Annotated in this window: 18 protein-coding genes; 5 read left to right on the top strand and 13 right to left on the bottom strand. The window is 50.8% G+C overall.

The window, feature by feature from the left end; genetic code table 11:
- The first annotated feature begins 127 nt into the window (after window positions 1-127).
- Window positions 128-1,348: a quaternary amine ABC transporter ATP-binding protein gene (locus ACE5LO_RS20755; protein ID WP_375521898.1), complete on the top strand. Its 1,221-nt coding sequence runs from the start codon at window positions 128-130 to the stop codon at window positions 1,346-1,348.
- On the top strand, window positions 1,323-4,712 hold the full coding sequence (locus ACE5LO_RS20750) for a glycine betaine ABC transporter substrate-binding protein (protein ID WP_375521897.1): 3,390 nt from the start codon (window positions 1,323-1,325) through the stop codon (window positions 4,710-4,712). The genes ACE5LO_RS20755 and ACE5LO_RS20750 overlap by 26 nt, the downstream gene beginning before the upstream one ends.
- 332 nt (window positions 4,713-5,044) lie before the next feature.
- On the opposite strand, the gene licT is transcribed toward ACE5LO_RS20750, so the two are convergent.
- Together licT and ACE5LO_RS20740 are read right to left on the bottom strand one after the other, a co-directional pair.
- Window positions 5,045-5,875 (bottom strand): BglG family transcription antiterminator LicT, encoded by an 831-nt coding sequence (licT, locus tag ACE5LO_RS20745; RefSeq protein ID WP_375521896.1) that lies wholly within the window; start codon window positions 5,873-5,875, stop codon window positions 5,045-5,047.
- 330 nt (window positions 5,876-6,205) lie between these two features.
- Complete coding sequence (locus ACE5LO_RS20740) at window positions 6,206-7,639, bottom strand: 6-phospho-beta-glucosidase (RefSeq protein ID WP_375521895.1); 1,434 nt, start codon at window positions 7,637-7,639, stop codon at window positions 6,206-6,208.
- 267 nt (window positions 7,640-7,906) lie between these two features.
- Here ACE5LO_RS20740 and ACE5LO_RS20735 point away from each other — a divergent pair, with 267 nt between their 5' ends.
- Together ACE5LO_RS20735 and ACE5LO_RS20730 are read left to right on the top strand one after the other, a co-directional pair.
- Window positions 7,907-8,353, top strand: coding sequence for a DUF2628 domain-containing protein (locus ACE5LO_RS20735; RefSeq protein ID WP_375521894.1), 447 nt, complete (start codon window positions 7,907-7,909; stop codon window positions 8,351-8,353).
- A 133-nt stretch (window positions 8,354-8,486) separates the two neighbouring features.
- A complete protein-coding gene (locus ACE5LO_RS20730) occupies window positions 8,487-8,795 on the top strand; it encodes a putative quinol monooxygenase (RefSeq protein WP_375521893.1) in 309 nt (102 codons plus the stop codon).
- A gap of 151 nt (window positions 8,796-8,946) precedes the next feature.
- On the opposite strand, the gene ACE5LO_RS20725 is transcribed toward ACE5LO_RS20730, so the two are convergent.
- The 8 genes from ACE5LO_RS20725 to ACE5LO_RS20690 all read right to left on the bottom strand — a co-directional run bounded on the left by ACE5LO_RS20725 (window position 8,947) and on the right by ACE5LO_RS20690 (window position 14,675).
- Window positions 8,947-9,189, bottom strand: coding sequence for a hypothetical protein (locus tag ACE5LO_RS20725; RefSeq protein WP_375521892.1), 243 nt, complete (start codon window positions 9,187-9,189; stop codon window positions 8,947-8,949).
- Between the two features lie 366 nt (window positions 9,190-9,555).
- Entirely contained in the window at window positions 9,556-11,184 is a 1,629-nt protein-coding gene (gene groL, locus ACE5LO_RS20720; protein ID WP_375521891.1) for a chaperonin GroEL, read from the bottom strand.
- Between the two features lie 95 nt (window positions 11,185-11,279).
- On the bottom strand, window positions 11,280-11,561 hold the full coding sequence (gene groES, locus ACE5LO_RS20715; protein WP_375521890.1) for a co-chaperone GroES: 282 nt from the start codon (window positions 11,559-11,561) through the stop codon (window positions 11,280-11,282).
- A 264-nt stretch (window positions 11,562-11,825) separates the two neighbouring features.
- Entirely contained in the window at window positions 11,826-12,578 is a 753-nt protein-coding gene (gene tatC, locus ACE5LO_RS20710; protein ID WP_375521889.1) for a twin-arginine translocase subunit TatC, read from the bottom strand.
- Window positions 12,579-12,641: 63 nt separating this feature from the next.
- Window positions 12,642-12,887 (bottom strand): twin-arginine translocase TatA/TatE family subunit, encoded by a 246-nt coding sequence (gene tatA / locus ACE5LO_RS20705; protein WP_375521888.1) that lies wholly within the window; start codon window positions 12,885-12,887, stop codon window positions 12,642-12,644.
- A 64-nt stretch (window positions 12,888-12,951) separates the two neighbouring features.
- On the bottom strand, window positions 12,952-13,452 hold the full coding sequence (locus tag ACE5LO_RS20700) for a MogA/MoaB family molybdenum cofactor biosynthesis protein (RefSeq protein ID WP_375354976.1): 501 nt from the start codon (window positions 13,450-13,452) through the stop codon (window positions 12,952-12,954).
- A 75-nt stretch (window positions 13,453-13,527) separates the two neighbouring features.
- Window positions 13,528-14,028 carry a cyclic pyranopterin monophosphate synthase MoaC gene (gene moaC, locus ACE5LO_RS20695; RefSeq protein ID WP_375521887.1) on the bottom strand — a complete coding sequence of 167 codons (501 nt, stop codon included), beginning with the start codon at window positions 14,026-14,028 and terminating at the stop codon, window positions 13,528-13,530.
- A gap of 11 nt (window positions 14,029-14,039) precedes the next feature.
- Window positions 14,040-14,675, bottom strand: coding sequence for a 5-formyltetrahydrofolate cyclo-ligase (locus ACE5LO_RS20690; RefSeq protein ID WP_375521886.1), 636 nt, complete (start codon window positions 14,673-14,675; stop codon window positions 14,040-14,042).
- A 252-nt stretch (window positions 14,676-14,927) separates the two neighbouring features.
- Between ACE5LO_RS20690 and ACE5LO_RS20685 the strand changes: the two genes are divergently transcribed.
- The gene (locus ACE5LO_RS20685) at window positions 14,928-16,883 is read left to right on the top strand and encodes an ABC-F family ATP-binding cassette domain-containing protein (RefSeq protein ID WP_375521885.1); all 1,956 of its coding nucleotides are present in this window, start codon (window positions 14,928-14,930) and stop codon (window positions 16,881-16,883) included.
- A 297-nt stretch (window positions 16,884-17,180) separates the two neighbouring features.
- Here ACE5LO_RS20685 and tsaD read toward each other — a convergent pair whose 3' ends face one another.
- Genes tsaD through tsaB form a run of 3 tightly spaced genes read right to left on the bottom strand, consistent with a single transcriptional unit; the run spans window position 17,181 to window position 19,575 of the window.
- A complete protein-coding gene (gene tsaD / locus ACE5LO_RS20680) occupies window positions 17,181-18,254 on the bottom strand; it encodes a tRNA (adenosine(37)-N6)-threonylcarbamoyltransferase complex transferase subunit TsaD (protein WP_375521884.1) in 1,074 nt (357 codons plus the stop codon).
- Window positions 18,251-18,763: a ribosomal protein S18-alanine N-acetyltransferase gene (gene rimI / locus ACE5LO_RS20675; RefSeq protein ID WP_375521883.1), complete on the bottom strand. Its 513-nt coding sequence runs from the start codon at window positions 18,761-18,763 to the stop codon at window positions 18,251-18,253. The genes tsaD and rimI overlap by 4 nt, the downstream gene beginning before the upstream one ends.
- A gap of 17 nt (window positions 18,764-18,780) precedes the next feature.
- Window positions 18,781-19,575 (bottom strand): tRNA (adenosine(37)-N6)-threonylcarbamoyltransferase complex dimerization subunit type 1 TsaB, encoded by a 795-nt coding sequence (tsaB, locus tag ACE5LO_RS20670; RefSeq protein WP_375521950.1) that lies wholly within the window; start codon window positions 19,573-19,575, stop codon window positions 18,781-18,783.
- Between the last annotated feature and the right edge of the window lie 142 nt (window positions 19,576-19,717).

Below are 19,717 nucleotides of genomic sequence, written 5' to 3'. Positions count from 1 at the left end.
TACAATTGTTTACGTTGTCAGCCGGATCCAAACGCTGACCGTGTAAAATCCATTGACTTGTGTCAATCGCCATACAAGCACCGTGGGGTTAATGGAAAGCGAAAGATATAGAGAAGAGGTGGATTACATGACCATTTTGGAAGTCAAAAATGTAAGCAAGCTGTTCGGGCTGCGGGCTGAACAGGGAGTCGCGCTCCTTGAGCAGGGCTGGACGAAGGAAAAGCTTGCCAAGGAAAAGCAAATTACTGTCGGTGTAAACCGGGCCAGCATGGAAATCCGGCAGGGTGAGATTTTTGTCATCATGGGCTTGTCCGGCAGCGGGAAATCGACGCTGGTGCGGATGTTCAACCGCCTGATCGAGCCGACCTCCGGGGAAATCCTCGTTCATGGCAAGGATTTGCGCAAAATGAGCAAGGAGCAACTGCGTCAGGTACGGCGCAAAACGATCAGCATGGTGTTCCAGAAATTCGCCTTGTTCCCGCACCGGACCGTCCTTGAAAACGTGGAATACGGGCTGGAAATTCAAAAGGTGGATAAGACCAAGCGCGAAGAAATGGCTCGCCAAGCGTTGGAACTGGTTGGCCTGAAAACCTGGGCTGATAAAATGCCTGATGAACTGAGCGGCGGCATGCAGCAGCGTGTTGGTCTGGCCCGTGCGCTTGCCAACGATCCTGAAATTCTGCTGATGGACGAAGCCTTCAGCGCGCTTGATCCGCTGATCCGCCGAGATATGCAGGACGAACTGCTGGAGCTGCAGGATAAGATGAAAAAAACGATTATCTTCATTACCCATGACCTGGACGAAGCGCTGCGGATCGGTGACCGGATCGCCCTGATGAAAGACGGGGCTGTTGTACAAATCGGCACACCGGAAGAAATTATGATTCAGCCGGCCAACTCCTATGTCGAACGCTTCGTGGAGGACGTGGACCTGTCCAAGGTACTGACAGCCGCCCATGTTATGCGCAGACCCGAAACGATCACATTGGACCGGGGACCGCGGGTTGCACTGGGACTTATGCGTGAACGCGGAATTTCCAATCTGTTTGTTATAGACCGTTCCAAAAAATTGCTGGGCGTCATTACGGCTGAAGACACGTCGATAGCCCTGAAGCAAGACCAGAATTTGAACGACATTCTGATTACGGACGGCCCGCAAGTGGCGCCGGAAACCGTCATGAATGATTTGTTTGAAATTACAAGCTCGGCCAAAGTACCTCTGGCTGTTGTTGATAACAACGGCAGACTTCAAGGGGTTATTGTGCGCGGTGCAGTGCTCGGCGCACTTGCCGGAGAAGTATCCATCAAGGAGGTGAATGCCGATGCTGCCGAAAATACCGCTCGCTGAATGGGTTCAGGCCATCGTCGATTGGATGGGTCTTCATCTTGGCGGATTGTTCAGCGTCATTTCAACCGTAATTCAAAGCGTCGTGGGGTTCTTTGCAGGACTGTTCCTGATGCCCCATCCGCTGCTCTTTATCCTGATTGTAGGGATTATCGCTTACCTGATCGGAAGGCTGCCGCTCACGCTGTTTACAGTCATCGGCTTCCTGCTGGTCGACAATCTGGGCTACTGGACTCAGACGATGAATACACTGGGGCTTGTCATTACCTCCGCGTTAATCTCCATCATTCTGGGTGTTCCGCTCGGAATATGGTGTGCCTACAGCAGAACCGCTTCGCGCATCATTACCCCTCTGCTTGATTTTATGCAGACGATGCCTGCCTTTGTCTATTTGCTTCCTGCTGTAACCTTCTTCAGTCTGGGTGTTGTTCCCGGCGTGATCGCTTCCGTTATTTTCGCTATACCGCCAACGATCCGCTTGACCAATCTGGGGATTCAGCAGGTGTCCGGCGAGCTTGTGGAAGCGGCTGACGCTTTTGGTTCCACACCGGGCCAGAAGCTGTTCAAGGTACAGCTTCCGCTGGCAATGCCTACCCTGATGGCAGGCATCAACCAGACGATTATGCTGTCCCTGTCCATGGTGGTCATCGCGTCCATGATCGGCGCACAGGGCATCGGTGCAGAAGTATACCGTGCTGTGACCCAATTGCAGATCGGTAAAGGCTTTGAAGCCGGTCTGGCCGTGGTGGTGCTCGCGATCGTGCTTGACCGTTTTACGCAAAGTCTGTTCAAGCCGGGGAAACGCGCCAAGAGCCGGGTCAAAGGCAAGCAAAAAGTCTGGATCGCCGCTGCCGCCACCGTACTCATTCTTGCCGTCGGATTTACCCAATATATTGACAGATCCGGCACCGCTGCCAGCAACAGCAATGCAGGTTCAACCGTAGGCGAAGAGGTCGGATACCAGATTATCGGGATTGATGCCGGCGCAGGCATTATGAAATCGACCGCGCAGGCGATCAAGGATTATGACCTAACCGACTGGACACTGATCGAAGGCTCGGGCGCGGCCATGACCGCAGCTCTCGATAAGGCTGTCAAAAATCAGGAGCCGATTATCATTACAGGCTGGACACCACACTGGATGTTCAATAAATATGATCTTAAATATCTGGACGACCCGAAGAAAACCTACGGCGAAGCCGAAGAGATTCATACCATCGCCCGCAAAGGACTGAAGGAAGATCATCCGACCGCCTATGAATTCCTGGACCGTTTCGCCTGGACCTCAGATGAAATGGGCGAAATGATGATCGCCATTCAGGATGGCACAAGCCCCGAGCAGGCGGCACAGGACTGGGCGACCAAGCATGCCGACAAGGTTGCCGAATGGACGAAGGGCCTGCAGCCGGTGAACGGCGACACGATCAAGCTGAGCTATGTGGCCTGGGATTCGGAGATCGCCAGCACAAACCTGCTCAAATATGTGCTTGAGCACGAACTTGGCTACAAAGCAGAGGCGCTGCAGGTGGAAGCCGGACCCATGTGGACTGGCGTCGCAAGTGGTGATGTGGACGCTTCCCCTGCAGCCTGGCTGCCCTTGACTCATGCCGATTACTGGGCTGAGTACAAGGATAAACTGGATGATCTGGGACCCAATATGACGGGCGTGAAAACCGGACTTGTCGTTCCTGCCTATATGGACGTCAATTCCATTGCAGATTTGAAAGGCGGGCAAGCTCCTCCGCCGAATGCCGTTGGAGACGAGGTGGACCATCAGATTATCGGCATTGATGCCGGCGCAGGTATTATGAAATCGACCACGCAGGCGATCAAGGATTATGGCCTAACCGACTGGACACTGATCGAAGGCTCGGGCGCGGCCATGACCGCAGCTCTCGACAAGGCTGTCAAAAATCAGGAGCCGATTATCATTACAGGCTGGACACCACACTGGATGTTCAATAAGTATGATCTCAAATATTTGGAGGACCCGAAGAAGACCTACGGTGAAGCGGAAGAGATCCATACCATCGCCCGCAAAGGGCTGAAGGAAGATCATCCGACCGCCTATGAATTTCTCGACAGGTTTGCCTGGAACTCGGAGGATATGGGTGAAATGATGACTGCCATACAGGAGGGCGCAAGCCCTGAACTGGCGGCACAGGACTGGGCGACCAAGCATTCTGATAAGGTTGCCGAATGGACGAAGGGCCTGCAGCCGGTGAGCGGCGAACCCTTCAAGCTGAGTTATGTCGCTTGGGACTCCGAGATTGCCAGCACAAACCTGTTTAAATATGTGCTTGAGCACGAACTGGGCTACAAGGTGGATGCGCTCCAGGTGGAAGCCGGACCGATGTGGACCGGGGTGGCAAACGGCGATGTCGACGCTTCCCTTGCCGCCTGGCTGCCCCTCACTCATGCCGATTACTGGGCTGAGTACAAAGATAAGCTGGATGATCTGGGACCGAACATGACGGGTGTCAAAACCGGACTTGTCGTTCCCGCTTATATGAATATTAACTCCATTGAGGACCTGAAGGACGGAGCAGCAGCGGATACCGCTGCCTCCGGAGATTTCGGCAAGGAAGTCAGTTACAAGATTGTCGGCACCGACCCGGGTGCAGGTTTAATGAGGCTGACCGCAAACGCTATAAAAGATTACGATTTGTCAGATTGGACACTGATTGAGGGCTCTCCTGCCGCCATGACCGCGGCGCTGGATGATGCCATCAAGAAGCAGGAGCCGATTGTTGTTACAGGCTGGTCACCCCACTGGATGTTCAATAAATACGAGCTGAAGTATCTTAAGGACCCCAAGAAATCGTACGGTGATCCAGAAGAGATTCACACTATCGGCCGTTTGGGGTTGCAGGAAGATCATCCTGTCGCATATGAATTCCTTAGCCGGTTCAAATGGACTGCAGAGGACATGGGTGAAGTTATGATTGCAATCCAGAAGGGTACACCGCCTGAACAGGCAGCCAAGGGATGGGCGGATGCCCATCCTGAAAAGGTGAAGGATTGGACTCAGGGCCTGCAGCCTGTGAACGGAGATGCATTTAAGTTGAGCTATGCAGCCTGGGACTCCGAGATTGCCAGCACGAATGTGCTTAAATATGTGCTTGAACATGATTTGGGCTACAAAGTCACTGCCCTGCAGGTAGAGCCCGGACCGATGTGGATCGGTGTCGCTACCGGCGATGTGGATGCGAGCGCAGCAGCCTGGCTGCCCCTCACCCACGCTGATTATTACGCACAGTATAAAGATGATATTATTGATGTGGGTACAAGCATGACAGGTGTATCTTCCGGACTCGTGGTTCCGGCTTACGTGGACGTCAATTCCATAGAGGACTTGCATTCATAAGAGAAACGTATATAGACATACCTTCAAAGAAGACAGACCGCACTTAGTGAAATCTTAATATTATCCGATAAAAAAAATTCCCCGCAGCTTCACGGCTTTGGGGAATTTTTTTTATCCAGTTATCCCTTTAATCCCTTTATCCTGCAAGTGCATTTTAGAACAATCGTCTAAATGGTCCGTTCAAAACCGACGCAAGCACAAAATAGGCCAACCAGAAGTCTCTGGCTGACCCAATCCTTGTTGTAATAGCGGTTATTGCTTATCCAATGACCTGGAGGCAAGCCACTCCATAATCGTTGTCGTTTTTCCGTTGATTACAATCTGCCAATCTGTTATCTGTTCACTACCCGTTGGATATGAATTGTCAAATAGAGCATTTCTTCGTTTGTCAGCTCGTGGTTGTATTCCTTTTTGACAAACTTTTTGATTTTCTCCGTGCATTCCGCGGCATCCGGATGCTTCTCTTTGATGATCTTATATAAATATTCATAATTATTATCATAATGTGCCCCCTTAAAAATGCGCTGGGCAAAAAATTTCAAGTGTGTGATAAAGCGAAAATAGCTTAAGGAGTCTTCATCAAATTCAGCCTTAAAATGATATTTTACAATCGTCATGATTTGCTGGATGAACTTTGTAATATTCATAGTGTTCACGACTTCTTCATTCATTTCCGCATTGATGATATGAATGGCAATAAATCCGGCTTCATCCTCGGGCAGCTCGATATTGAATTTTTGATTTATTTGTTCGAGCGCCTTCTTGCCGACCTGAAATTCTTCTTTATATAGCTGCTTGATTTCCCATAGCAAGGCATTCTTGATTTCCAGCCCCTGCTGTTGTCTTTCTATGGCAAAGTTGATATGGTCCGTCAAGGACACATAAATATTCTCGTTCAGCTTTTTACCCAAGGTGTTCTTGGTATAATCAATAATTTCTTCAACGACAACGACCAGCTCGATGGGCACCTCGCGAAGAAGCATTTTGAAATTGTCGGATGTTTGTTTGTTTTTCAAAGCAAAGACCTTTTCGATCTTGTCTTCTTCCACTTCATCGCCAGGCTTTTTCTTAAAAGCAAGCCCTCGGCCCATCACGACCAGCTCGGCGCCATCCTCCTGATTTACGCTTATGACATTGTTGTTAATGACCTTTGCTATCTTCACGATCTTCCGCCCCCGTTTTTTGCCCCTGCAAGAGTCGCCAATCCTATGATCATGCCCTGCTTTCTTTCTCTATAAACACACAAAAAACCTAAGCATTACAAAATAAATAAGACCCTTTGATCTTACATTTTGCACCTTAGGTTTTGCCTGCGTACAGTAACAATCCTAATGTTATATTCACTTAACTAAGTTAAGTATATAGCGGCATCAAGCTTCTGTCAACGCTTTCAATTCATACGAAAATAAAAACGAAAACCCTTTTGAATCAAGGATTTCCGTTTTCATTTTCAGGCTGCTTTACTGACGTTTTAAAGTATGCTTATTCATTCCTTAGAGATCAGCAGCGTTGGATTGAATCACATTTTTGTACCAGTCAAAGCTCTTTTTCTTTCTTCTTGCCAAAGTTCCTTTGCCCTCGTTATCCCGGTCCACATAAATATATCCATACCGTTTCTTCATCTCACCGGAGGATGCGCTGACGATATCGATCGGCCCCCAGCTGGTGTATCCGATAATTTCTACGCCGTCCTTGATGGCTTCACCCATTTCAGCGATATGCCGCTTCAGGTAGTCGATTCTGTAATCATCGTTGATTTCCCCATCAGGCGAAACCTCATCGTTAGCCCCGAGCCCGTTCTCCACCACAAAAAGCGGTTTCTGGTAGCGGTCATGCAGTTGGTTGGCTGTAATGCGGAAGCCCCTTGGATCGATCGTCCATCCCCACTCGGATTTGTCCAGGTAAGGGTTGGCCACGGAGCCGAAGACGTTGCCGCTGGTCATGTTTTTGACGACCTCCGGATCCGTGCTCGTAGTCCGGCTGGAGTAGTAGCTGAAGCCAATATAATCCACTGTATGATTTTTCAGAATGGCTGCATCCTCCGGCTCCATAACGATGTTGAGGTTATGATCCTTGAAGAAACGTTTGGCATAGCCCGGATATTCTCCACGCGATTGGACGTCAATGAAGAAATAGGACTCACGATCCTTCTCCATCCCCTGGAAAACATCTTTCGGGTTGCATGTATAAGGATAGAAGCTGCCTGCAGCAAGCATACAGCCGATTTTTCCGTCCGGAATGATCTCATGGCATGCTTTTGTAGCCAGTGCGCTGGCAATGAGCTGATGGTGCGCGGCCTGATATTGGATTTCCTTGATGTTGTCCCCTTCTTTAAATACGAGACCCGCGCCCAGAAACGGAAGATGCAGCAGCATATTGATTTCATTGAAGGTCATCCAGTATTTCACTTTGTCTTTATAGCGGTTAAAAACGGTCTTGGAATACGTTTCGAACAGGTAGACAAGCTTGCGGTTTCTCCAGCTGCCGTATTTTTCGATCAGATACACCGGTACATCAAAATGAGCAAGGGTAACAACCGGCTGAATATTGTGCTTAAGCATTTCATCAAACAAATCATCATAAAATTGCAGCCCTGCTTCATTCGGCGTCTCATCTTCTCCTGTCGGGAAAATACGTGCCCAGGAGATCGAGACACGCAAGGCCTTAAAGCCCATTTCGGCAAACAAGACCATATCCTCTTTATAACGGTGGTAGAAATCAATTGCTTCATGAGAAGGATAGAATTGCCCTTCCAGCGGGGTGAAGGACGGGACATTGCCCTTCATAATCGCTCTTCTATGTTCGCCTGTAGGCAATAAATCAACGATGGTCAGCCCTTTGCCGCCTTCAAGATAGGCTCCTTCCGCCTGATTGGCGGCAATGGCTCCGCCCCACAAAAAATCACTAGGAAAGACACTGTTGGACATGGTTAAAACTCCTTTGCTAAGTATTGTATTAGCCAAATTGGCAGGGCCGGATAAAGAAAAAACCTGAGCCGAAATTGAATACACGTGTAGTGTAATCAGGTCGGTCCAGGTTATGCCCTCTCGGTAACATTCCATGAAACATATTTACTTATCTATAACTCTAACAACTATTTTGGGCAAAGTCAATCAAGAAGCGAATACATTACAGTGAACCTCAATGCCTTATAAAGTGTATAATATAGAAATCCCGAAAGGAGGTCTTTGCTTGTGAATGAAAGGGAGCAATTCGTTACGGATGAAAATCTGAGAGTTTTCACCATGAAAAACTACTTTGTTGATTCCAGGCACAAAAAGGTTCATTGGAACTGGGCAGCATTTTTTCTGACTTCCTTCTGGTTGTTTTATAGAAAGATGTATCTGTTAGGCCTCGTCTATTCCATTTTTACGATACTCGTCCAATATCTTATTCCATCCTCCTGGGCCGTATTTATAATTAACTGGACGGTATCCATTTTGTTTGGCATGTTCGGCAACGCTATGTACCTCAAGTATGCAGAAAAGAAGATCAGCCGAATCTGCGAGACATATGCTGACGATTCTGCGCGTATTCCGGAATTCTATGATCAGGGCGGTACCAGCTTAAGATCAGCCATCCTTATTCCGCTGGGGATTGGTATAATCCATTATTTAATTGTGCGAATTTTTTCAGCCTAAGGTTTACATTCAGTGATTTAGGGAAGATCAAGCCAAGTCCAAAACTTATATTTATTTATTACAAATGGAAATAATATAATGAAAAGGATATAGTCTTATATAATCCAGCTAAATAGTAAAGGAGCTGATACATATGAGTAAATATGGAATGCAAGCCAAATTCACCGCCAAGCCCGGCCAAAGGGATGTATTGGCTAACATGCTATTGGAAGCAGCCGCTGGCCTGCAGTCGATAGAAGACTGTGAACTATACATCGTTAGTGTGCCAGAAACGGATCCAAACGCAGTATGGGTAACAGAGGTATGGAACAGCTCAGAAGCTCATAAAGCGTCCCTTTCGCTGGAAGAAACAAAAGCGGCAATCCAGAATGCCAAACCCTTAATCGATGGAATAGAAGCAGTAGAATTGAAGCCCCTTGGAGGAAAAGGGATCATTACCTGATAGATCGTTCCCGAAATTCTCTTCAAAAAAGGTACCCCTTAGAACATTGCGGAATCTCTCGAATGATTTTGCAAATGTTTATTCTAAGGGGTACGTTCCGTCACTACTGTCAAGATTTATTCATAAAAAATTCCAAACACCTAGATTTTATTTACTTCGTGTCCTCATCTGGCTTGGTTCCTACATACTTGGTTGCAGACTGGCCGTCAACATAGGCTTCGGAGAGCATGTAAATGGCGATAGAGCCGAAAGCGCCGATCAGTCCGACGATTTTCACCGTCACTTCTGAATCGCTGGAGTAGCCATAAACCGTCAGAGCAGAAGTGGCAAGACCGGCGAGAAGCGCCCAAAACTTCCGGCTCGACACCTTTTTTTTCCAATCAAAATTATTCATGATTGTCCCCTCCTCAGCCGAAGCAGACCCGGCTTGTCTTATATCACTTCATTGAGCTTTTTGGCTCGTGATTATTCTATTCATTCAAATCCTCCTTGCCTTTGCTTCTACCTAATTTAAATCCAAAAAATAACAAATATCCCGCAAAAAAGCACGCCTTGTTTGGCGCGCCTTTGGACAAAATTTCACTTTTGATAAGAAGCTTAACCAGTTGCTTGATGAACTGCGCAATGCGTAATAAAAAGGCTTCTCACAGTTCAATTCGAACTCGTGAGAAGCCTTATTTTAATTCAATGTGATCAAAATGTGGTCAAACAGCGCTCCTCTGAAGAAGAGTCATTGATGCACAAGGCTTTTCAGCCTTTATTACATCATGCCGCCCATTCCACCCATGCCGCCCATATCCGGAACTGCAGGAGCTGCTGGTTCTGGCTTGTCAGCGACAACCGCTTCTGTAGTCAGGAACATAGCCGCAACAGAAGCAGCGTTTTGCAGAGCGGAACGTGTAACCTTGGCAGGGTCAACGATACCTGCTTCGATCATGTTCACCCATTCGCCGGTAGCTGCGTTGTAGCCTACGCCAATTTCTTCGCGCTTCAGGCGTTCTACGATAACAGATCCTTCTTCACCAGCGTTGGCAGCAATCGTACGAACTGGAGATTCCAGTGCGCGCAGCACGATGTTCACGCCTGTTTGCTCGTCGCCTTGCAGTTGAACTCCAGCAACAGCGTTGTATACGTTCAGCAGTGCCACGCCGCCGCCAGATACGATACCTTCTTCAACCGCAGCGCGGGTTGCATTCAGAGCATCTTCGATGCGCAGCTTGCGCTCTTTCAGTTCAGTTTCAGTAGCCGCACCGACTTTGATCACTGCTACGCCGCCTGCCAGTTTGGCCAGACGCTCTTGCAGCTTCTCTTTGTCGAATTCGGAAGTGGTTTCTTCCAGTTGAGTGCGGATTTGTTTTACACGTGCGTCGATATCTGCTTTGTTGCCCGCACCGTCTACAATAATTGTATTTTCCTTGGTAACGCGAACTTGGCGTGCTGTTCCCAAGTGATCAACCGTAGCAGTTTTCAGTTCCAGACCAAGCTCTTCGGTGATCACTTGACCGCCTGTCAGTGCAGCGATGTCCTGCAGCATAGCTTTGCGGCGGTCACCGAAGCCAGGTGCCTTAACAGCAACTGCGTTGAATGTGCCGCGCAGTTTGTTCAGTACGAGCATAGGCAGTGCTTCGCCTTCAACGTCCTCTGCGATCAGAACAAGCGCTTTGCCTTGCTGTACGATTTTCTCAAGCAGCGGCAAAATTTCCTGCGTATTCGAAATCTTTTTGTCTGTGATCAGGATGTATGGGTTATCCAGCACAGCTTCCATTTTATCTGTGTCTGTAATCATGTATGGGGAAATGTAGCCGCGGTCGAATTGCATACCTTCAACCACTTCCAGCTCTGTAGCGAAGCCTTTGGATTCTTCTACAGTAATAACGCCGTCTTTGCCCACTTTTTCCATTGCTTCAGCGATCAGTTCGCCTACTTCTTCGTCAGCAGCGGAGATTGCGGCAACCTGAGCGATGGATTGTTTGCCTTCGATTGGCTTGGAAATGGACGCCAGTTCAGCTACAGCCGCTTTAACCGCTTGGTCGATACCTTTGCGGATGCCGATTGGGCTTGCGCCTGCAGTTACGTTTTTCAGACCTTCTGTAATCAAAGCCTGAGCCAGAACGGTAGCTGTAGTTGTTCCGTCACCTGCAACGTCATTTGTTTTGGTCGCTACTTCTTTAACGAGCTGGGCTCCCATGTTCTCGAAAGCGTCTTCCAGTTCGATTTCCTTGGCGATGGTTACACCGTCATTCGTGATGAGCGGGCTTCCGAATTTCTTCTCAAGCACAACGTTGCGGCCTTTAGGTCCGAGTGTTACTTTAACAGCGTTAGCCAATGCGTCTACACCGCGCAGCATGGAGCGGCGAGCGTCTTCACTGAATTTAATCTCTTTAGCCATTATGGTAAAACCTCCCTGTGGATTATGGAATATTCAATGCAGGCTTCACAGAAACCTGTCATGCTATAGTTCAGGTCTTACGGGTTCGGCCCCGATTAACCGATGATGGCGTGAATATCGCTTTCTTTCATAATCAAATACTCTTTACCTTCGTATTTGATTTCTGTTCCGGCGTATTTGGAGAAAATAACACGGTCGCCTTCTTTCACTTCCAGAGGAATGCGCACACCGTCTTTCAATGCTCCCGCCCCAACCGCAATGATTTTGCCTTCTTGCGGCTTCTCTTTAGCGGAGTCCGGAAGAACGATACCGAAAGAAGTTGTTGTCTCCTGCTCGATCGCTTCCACCAATACGCGTTCACCCAAAGGTCTGATCATGAAAAATAGCCTCCTTATTCAAATGTGTATTCAGATATGCGGTTGTTCTCATATGTATTAGCACTCGACTCAGTGTAGTGCTAACAACCAACTTCATGATACTCAACTTGGCAATCAATTTCAAGTCCTTATGACAATTTTTCTCGGCCTTTAACGAAAAAAATTAATCCCCTGCCACAAAATCTGCGGGGTGGACATACCCTCTTCCATTCTATCCGATTAAACCCCAAATATGCCAACCGCGTACAAGGCCATAGAAGAGGTTCAATCGCTTCTGTGGGCGCTGCGCTGAAGCTGCTTCCGGTATACTACAGCCGATATATAGACACTGCACTCGTAAAGCAGCAGCAGAGGAACCGCAACAAGCAGATCGGAAATAAAATCCGGAGGTGTTATAACCACCGCTATAAATACCAGTGAAAAATAGGCGATCTTGCGCCATCTGCGCATTCGGCCGGGGTTAAGCAGGCCGAGGCGGGTAAGGAACATGACCAGCACTGGCATCTCGAACAGCAGCGACACAGGCAGTACAATATTGAATACGAAGCTGAAATACTGGGCTGCGCCGTACGTTTCATGAAGCCCCATGCTCCGGTTGATGGAGGCCGTAAAATAAAGAGCCATCGGCACAACTGCAAAATAGGCAAATACAGCCCCCACAGCAAAAAGGAAGAACACGTAAGGAACACAGCGCAGCGCGGCCGAACGTTCAACCGCCTTCAGGCCAGGGCTGACAAACTTCCAGATCTGAAAAAGCAGAAATGGAAGGGATGCGGCCAGCGCCAGCAGAAACGCAATTTTCATATAGATGCCGATACCGTCCCACAGAGAGAGCGCATGCAGCTCAATGCTGACCCTCTGCTGTCCCGCCGACAATATCCAGCGGTAAACAGGCTCAGCCGTGGCCAGGCCTGCAACGAGCGCGGCGGCAAAAACAAGCAGAACCCTTATAATTCGGCTTCGCAGCTCGTTCAGATGGCCTGCAATGGTCATTTCCTGTTCTTGCGGTTCCGGCATGCTTTCACCACCTTGCGAATTGACAAGAACAGCCCTTCCCGAAGAAAGGGCCAATAAAAGCCGTCATGGCTGATCTGTCGTCCGTTTGTCCGCCGTGCGGTCAGCGTCTCCAGACCCCCGAACCGGGGAGGAAGGATTCCCGCTCTTGGGCTCATCCTCTGACATCAGATCCCGCGCCCCGTTCTTGAACTCGCGAAACGTGCGTCCTACAGCCCGCCCCAGTTCGGGGAGCTTGTTCGGGCCAAACAACAGCAGCGCCAGCACAACAAGCAGAATCAATCCGGATGTTCCTATGCCTCCGAAACCCATACGGTCTTCCTCCCTGGTAGCTTGGATTTGGCAAAATCCGGCCAAGCCTCCTGCTGCTTCAGCATCAACGCTTGCCAGATCGGCTGCTAAACTGTCCTGTAACCATCAGCAGGGCTTCCGGCAACTGGTCCATGATGGCAGCCAGATTCTCGTGCACTCCCTTTGGCGTTCCCGGCAGATTCACGATCAGCGAGCGTCCGCGAATGCCCACAATGCCCCGAAACAGCATGGAGGCCCGGTTTTTCTGCATGACCGTCATCCTCATCGCTTCGGCCATACCGGGCACCTCCCGTTCGATCACCCGGCGGGTCGCTTCCGGTGTAATGTCCCGGATTGCAAGCTCCGTCCCACCTGTGGTCAGTACCAGATCTGCATGAAAATAATCCGTCATTTCTATTAAAGCGGCAATAATTTCATCAGGCTCATCGGGAACGATTCTGTATTCGACAATTTCGCCACCCAGCTCTTCTTCAACCAATTCCCGGATGACCTGTGCGCTCGTATCTTCACGTTCTCCGCGTGCCCCTTTATCACTGGCCGTCAGGATCGCTGTTTTCCACACCATAAGATCACCCTTCTCCTATCTTCATCCTCTGATTATGGCCTGGTCGTAAATCAAGGCCCGATTATACCACGATTACTAGTTGCTGCCGTTTATATCGGGGGTGACGTCACGCATGAAGTCGCCGTTCTTGCCTCCGGTTTTGGACTTCAGCAAAGTCGGCCCAATCACCATATCCTTCTGCAGCGCCTTGCACATATCGTAGATGGTCAGCGCGGCAGCCGACACGGCGGTCAGCGCCTCCATCTCGACCCCTGTTTTGCCTTCGCTTCTTACCTCTGCTTCAATAAAAAGCTTATCAACCCCATTATCCGCAAATGTAATATTGACACCGGTTAAAGCAAGCGGATGACACATGGGAATCCAGTCGGATGTTTTCTTCGCCCCCTGGATTCCGGCAATCTGCGCCACAGCCAGCACATCTCCCTTGCCAACCGAGCCCTCCTTGATCGCCACGAGCGTCGCCGGAGCCATCGTGACCTTGGAAACCGCGACAGCAGTGCGGACACTGGATGCTTTATCCGAGATGTCAACCATCTGTGCCCTGCCCTGCCCGTTAAAATGTGTGAATGACTCCATACAGATAACACCTACCCTTCTCCCGTGCTGATGACGCCCTCTGCGGTGATCAGCTTGTCTACTCTTAAATCCCCGGGCTCCATCGGAATATGGCCTATGATCTGTCCGGGCAGCGCAAGCGAAACAGAGGCAGGTCCGGCCGCTCCCGTACGGACGCATTCCTGCAGAAGTGTCTCGGTAAAACGATCATAATACCCCCCGCCGTATCCGATACGCCCTCCTGACAGGTCAAAAGCAAGCCCGGGCACGACCACCCAATCGAGCTGCGCCCACTGCCCTACCGGCCACAGCGGACAAACCTCGTCTGGCTCAGGTATTCCCCAGCTACCGGAAGCAAACCCGCTCGCATCCTCGATGACCCTCAGCTCAAATCTGCCTGCTGCCCTGTTCACCCTGGGAGCAAGCACAAGATCTCCACACGACCAGCAATGCTGGATTAGCAAAGTGGTGTCTGGCTCGCTGCCGAAGGATAAGTAGGTAAACAGCGTAAGGCGCTCTTTCCCGCTTCCCTTTCGCAGCACTTCCCATTGCTGAATGGCATGGCCACAAGCGTCGGCAGCTGCCCGCTGCCGTTCAGCAGGACTCATTTCATTGCGCAGGCTCCGCATATCAGCCCGCAGTCTTGCCTTGATCGTACGAATGTCCACACCTTTTCATCCTTCCGGACGAAGCCTTCCAAACTTTACGCGCGGACGGGTGCATGGCACGCATTCCGAATCAGCCGCGCTTTTTCAACATACTTGTTTTAGTTTATCATTGATTGTGAAAAATGACCACAAGCTCGAGGAGCTCAAGATTTAAACTACTGTCCACGGGTATGAATTTCATGTAAACTGAAAGTGGTCTGCCTGCTGCCCAGATCGGGGATGCAGACCAAATTGTAATGGAGGATACAGGCTATGCTGCTGCAAGTAACAGGAATTGTTAAAGCTTATGAGGTGGACCCTGTCCTGGACGGTGTGAATCTGCAGATTCAGGAACGTGAGCGGATTGGACTCGTCGGGGTAAACGGTGCAGGCAAATCCACCTTGCTCAAGATTATCGCCGGGGAACTGTCTTACGACAGCGGACAAATATATAAATCCAAAGAAACAACGCTGGGGTATCTGGCCCAGAACAGCGGTCTGAACTCGGAGCGTTCGATATGGAATGAAATGCTGCAGGTATTCCAGCCCCTGCTGGAAGCGGAGGCGGAGCTGCGCCGGATGGAGCAGCAGATTGCGGACCCCGCTTCCATGGCGAACGGGAAAGCTTATGAAGAATTGCTTGAACGTTACGCCAGACGTTCGGACTGGTTCAAGGACCAGGGCGGCTATGAAATGGAAACTCGCATCCGCAGCGTTCTGCACGGCATGGGCTTCGGCTCGTTTGATCCGCAAACCCCGGTCTCCACATTAAGCGGCGGTCAGAAAACGAGACTGGCTCTGGCCCGCATCCTGCTGCAGGCCCCTGATCTGCTCATGCTGGACGAGCCAACCAACTATCTTGACATTGAAACGCTCACCTGGCTCGAAGATTATTTGCGCGCTTATCCTGGTGCGCTGCTCGTCGTCTCCCATGACCGCTATTTCCTTGACCGGCTGGTGACGACCATTTTTGAAATCGAGCGCCACCGTTCGACAAGATATACGGGCAATTACTCCAGATATATTGAATTGAAAGCCGCAGAATACGAAGCGCAGATGAAGCAATTTGAGAAGCAGCAGGACGAAATTGCCCGCATGGAGGCGTTTGTACAGCGCAACATCGTCCGTGCCTCCACGACCAAACGTGCCCAAAGCCGCCGCAAGGCACTTGATCGCATGGATCGCATCGAGAAACCGATGGGAGAGCTGAAGAAGGCGAATTTCTCATTTGAGCCTGCCTTTATGTCCGGTAAGGAAGTTCTGGATGTGGAGGGTTTGTCCGTCACCTTTGATTCCGGTAAACCACTGTTCCGCAACGTGGCCTTCAGCTTGCGCCGCGGAGAAACTGCCGCGCTGATCGGCCCAAACGGGATTGGCAAGTCCACACTCCTGAAATGTCTGACCGGTTCTCTGAAGCCTTCTCTTGGCTCGATCCGCTGGGGAACCAAAGTGAAAATCGGATATTATGACCAGGAGCATACCCTCCTGAATCCTGCCAATACGGTCCTGGAGGAACTGTGGAGCGAGTATCCACATCTGGAGGAGGTGCGCATTCGAACCGTACTCGGCAGCTTCCTGTTCAGCGGGGAGGATGTGCTCAAGAAAATATCCGCGCTCAGCGGCGGGGAGAAAGCACGCGTGTCGCTGGCCAAGCTTATGCTGCGTGAAGCGAATGTGCTGATTCTGGACGAACCGACCAACCATCTGGATCTGTTCAGCAGGGAGGTGCTGGAGGCCGCATTGGTGGATTACGAGGGTACGCTGCTGTTTATTTCACATGACCGTTATTTTCTTAATAAAATGGCGGAGCGGGTCATTGAGCTTCACCCCGAAGGTGCCGAGCATTTCCTAGGAAATTATGACGACTACATCGCTAAAAAGGAAGAACTCGCCGAAATCGCACAAGAGCAGATCCAGCAAAGAGTAAGCCGGCCGAATAACTCCACTGAGTACACTGACCAGCAGGAGGCGGAGAAAGTCGGTGCAGCCGCCTATGCCGCCGGCAAGCAGGCTTCGCGTGAGGAACGCAACCGCAAGCGGAAGCTGGAAGCATTTGAAAAACGCATCACCGAACTGGAGGAAGCGATCGGCTCGCTAGAGGAGCAAATGACCCTCCCGGAGGTTTACCAGGATTATACGGCTCTTCAGGAAATTCAGACTCAGCTTGATGGGCATAAACAGGAGCTTGCTGAGGTCTATGCCTCCTGGGAGGAATTGATTGAAGAGTAAAAGCCGCAGCATCGACAATTTTTTTGGGATATCCACATTATCCACAATTTTTCCTTTATGTATTATCAACGATATTTCATCCGATGGATTCGACAAAAATCCTTATAGGGTCGGCGCTCTGCGGATTTGTCCACAAAATGATGTGAATATGTGGATAACGTTGTTAACAACTTGACAAATGTTTATTGCTTGTATGTATTTCCGTGAAAAACACAAAAGCCTGCCATCTCGATGAAGAGACGGCAGGCTTTCACCCTCGCGGTACCCCTTTTGTTGACCGTTATTACATGGTGGACATCAAGAGAGCTTTGCAGCTTCCACCGACCAATTCTCGAGGGACAGTCCTGGTTCTGCTTTCATATCCAGCAGCGTGAATTGGCCCTCCTGCCATTTCAGATGAGCGGCGGCCCCGATCATCGCCGCGTTATCGGTACAATACTTCAGCGACGGAATCAGCAGCGGCAACCCTTCCCGCCCGCACCGTTCGCTCAGCGCTCTGCGCAAGCCCTGGTTTGCGGCAACACCGCCGCATAACAGCAGCTGCCGCCCGCCGAACTGCCGCATGGCACGGATGGCCTTCTCCACAAGCACCTCGACGACTGATTCCTGAAAGCCGCGCGCAACCGCTCCCTTATTAACAGTCTCGCCGCGCATCTTCATCTGGTTGACCGCATTCAATACGGCAGATTTCAAGCCGCTGAAGCTGAAATCATACGAATCCGGCTCAAGCCAGGCTCGTGGGAGCGAAATCGCCTCCTCTGACTCAAGCGCGGCACGATCCACATGTGGCCCCCCCGGATACGGGTAGCCGATGGCTCTCGCAACCTTGTCATAAGCCTCGCCAACCGCATCGTCCCTCGTACGGCCGATCACCTGGAACCGGCCAGGCGATTCCAGCAGCACAAGCTCCGTATGCCCTCCGGACACCACCAGCGCAATGCAAGGATAAATGATTTCATCCGTCAGATTGTTCGCATAAATATGTCCTGCAATATGGTGGGTGCCAATAAGCGGCTTGCCGAAAGCCAGCGCAGCGCTCTTGGCAGCAACGATTCCTACCAGCAGCGCCCCGACCAGACCCGGCCCCTGCGTTACAGCCACGGCGGACAGCTGGTCGGGAGTAATGCCCGCAGCGTCCATCGCTTCTTCCAGCACGTACGTAATGCTTTCGACGTGCTTGCGGGAAGCCACCTCGGGGACAACCCCGCCAAAGGCCTGATGGGTAGCAATCTGGCTGGAGATCAGATTCGAGAGTACCTCTTTGCCATCCTTAACGACGGCTACGGCCGTCTCGTCACAGCTTGTCTCAATCGCTAATATGTAGCTGGGCTCCGCTGTTTGCTTCCCTTTGCTGTCTTGATGTATCCTCATTCCTGTTCGCTTCCTTCCTCTCCGGCCGTACTCTCCACGTTGGGCAAATCCGCCCACATAATCAGAGCATCTTCATGGTTATCCGAGTAGTAGCCTTTGCGGATGCCGGACGGTGTAAATCCTTTTTTCTCATATAAATTCCGGGCGACACTGTTCGAAACTCTCACCTCGAGGGTGATCCGCTTCATGCCCAAATAGGCAGCGGTCCGCATCAGTTCATCCAGCAGCCGCTCTCCAAGCTTGCGGCCTCTGTATGCTTCACGGACCGCGATGTTCGTAACATGAGCTTCATCCATAATCGTCCACATCCCGGCATAACCGATCGGCTCTCCGTTCAGCTCCATCATCATATATTTGGCAAAATGATTGTTGGTCAGCTCGTTCCGGAACGCTTCCCTTGTCCACGGCAGCGTGAACGATTCATGCTCAATCACCATCACATCCGGTAGATCATCGAGTATCATCAACCGGAAAGTCAGCTCTCCCGGAAACTGGCTTAACTCCTTCATCCTGTTTCAACGTCCCTTCAACGTTGGCGCAGCAGGTTTGCTTCCGCCTCCGCCAACTGGGTATAGTTCGGAACGAGCGTATGCAGCTCGTCCTGCTCTCCATTCAATAAGCGGTCAGCACCCAGCCGCCCGACCCAGCCGCCTTCCAGCTCATAGGGTACTACCTGTACTGCCGCCTGTACCTCCAGTCCAGCCGCCGTTTGTGCATGCGCCCCGGTTTCTCCGACAAACCATAGAACCCGCGGACGGCTGCCCTCATCCGTATCCGTCAAACGCCGCTTGAGCTCCTCAACCCAGGACGTCATCAAGCGGATGCCATCCTGCTCCATCCGGACAGGGGCTTGCTCGCCATTGGCCGCAAAAAGACCGGTATACACCTGACCCCGCCGCGCGTCCAGCAGGGGGATGACCCATTGAACGGCACTGGCCTGCAATGGCACGGACTTGTCCCCCAGCCCGGTCTGTCCATGAGCCCAGCCTCCCCAAGCCAGCGCATGCAGTGTGGATACGCCAGCCACCGGCACCTTCCATGCCCAGGCCAGCGTTTTCGCTGCCGTAACAGCAATTCTGACTCCCGTATATGAGCCAGGCCCTACACCAACCGCCAAACCTGAGATGTCTCTGCCGGATACGCCTGCATCCAACAGCAAACGTTCCAGCTCGGTAATAACATGTACGGAATGATTTCTCTCTCCCCTTACATTCACCTCTCCGGTAACCTTGCTGCCTTCCATCAAAGACGCAGCCATCACGGCCGTTGCTGTATCCAACGCCAAAAACCGCTGCCGCGGCCGTACTTCCTCATTATTCATCAAATGCGCATGGAGACACGCAGCTTTAGCCGTGTGAGGAATTGCGCTCGGCATAAGGGCTACCCTCGGTAGCTCGCAAGCCGAAATCTCCATGCTTCCCCCTTCCGTCATGAAAATTTAACCATGGATCACTTGATCCATG

Origin of the sequence: Paenibacillus medicaginis (assembly GCF_042138635.1) — a bacterium.
Classification (GTDB): Bacteria; Bacillota; Bacilli; order Paenibacillales; family Paenibacillaceae; genus Paenibacillus; species Paenibacillus medicaginis.
This window is presented reverse-complemented; position numbering and strand designations above follow the sequence as displayed.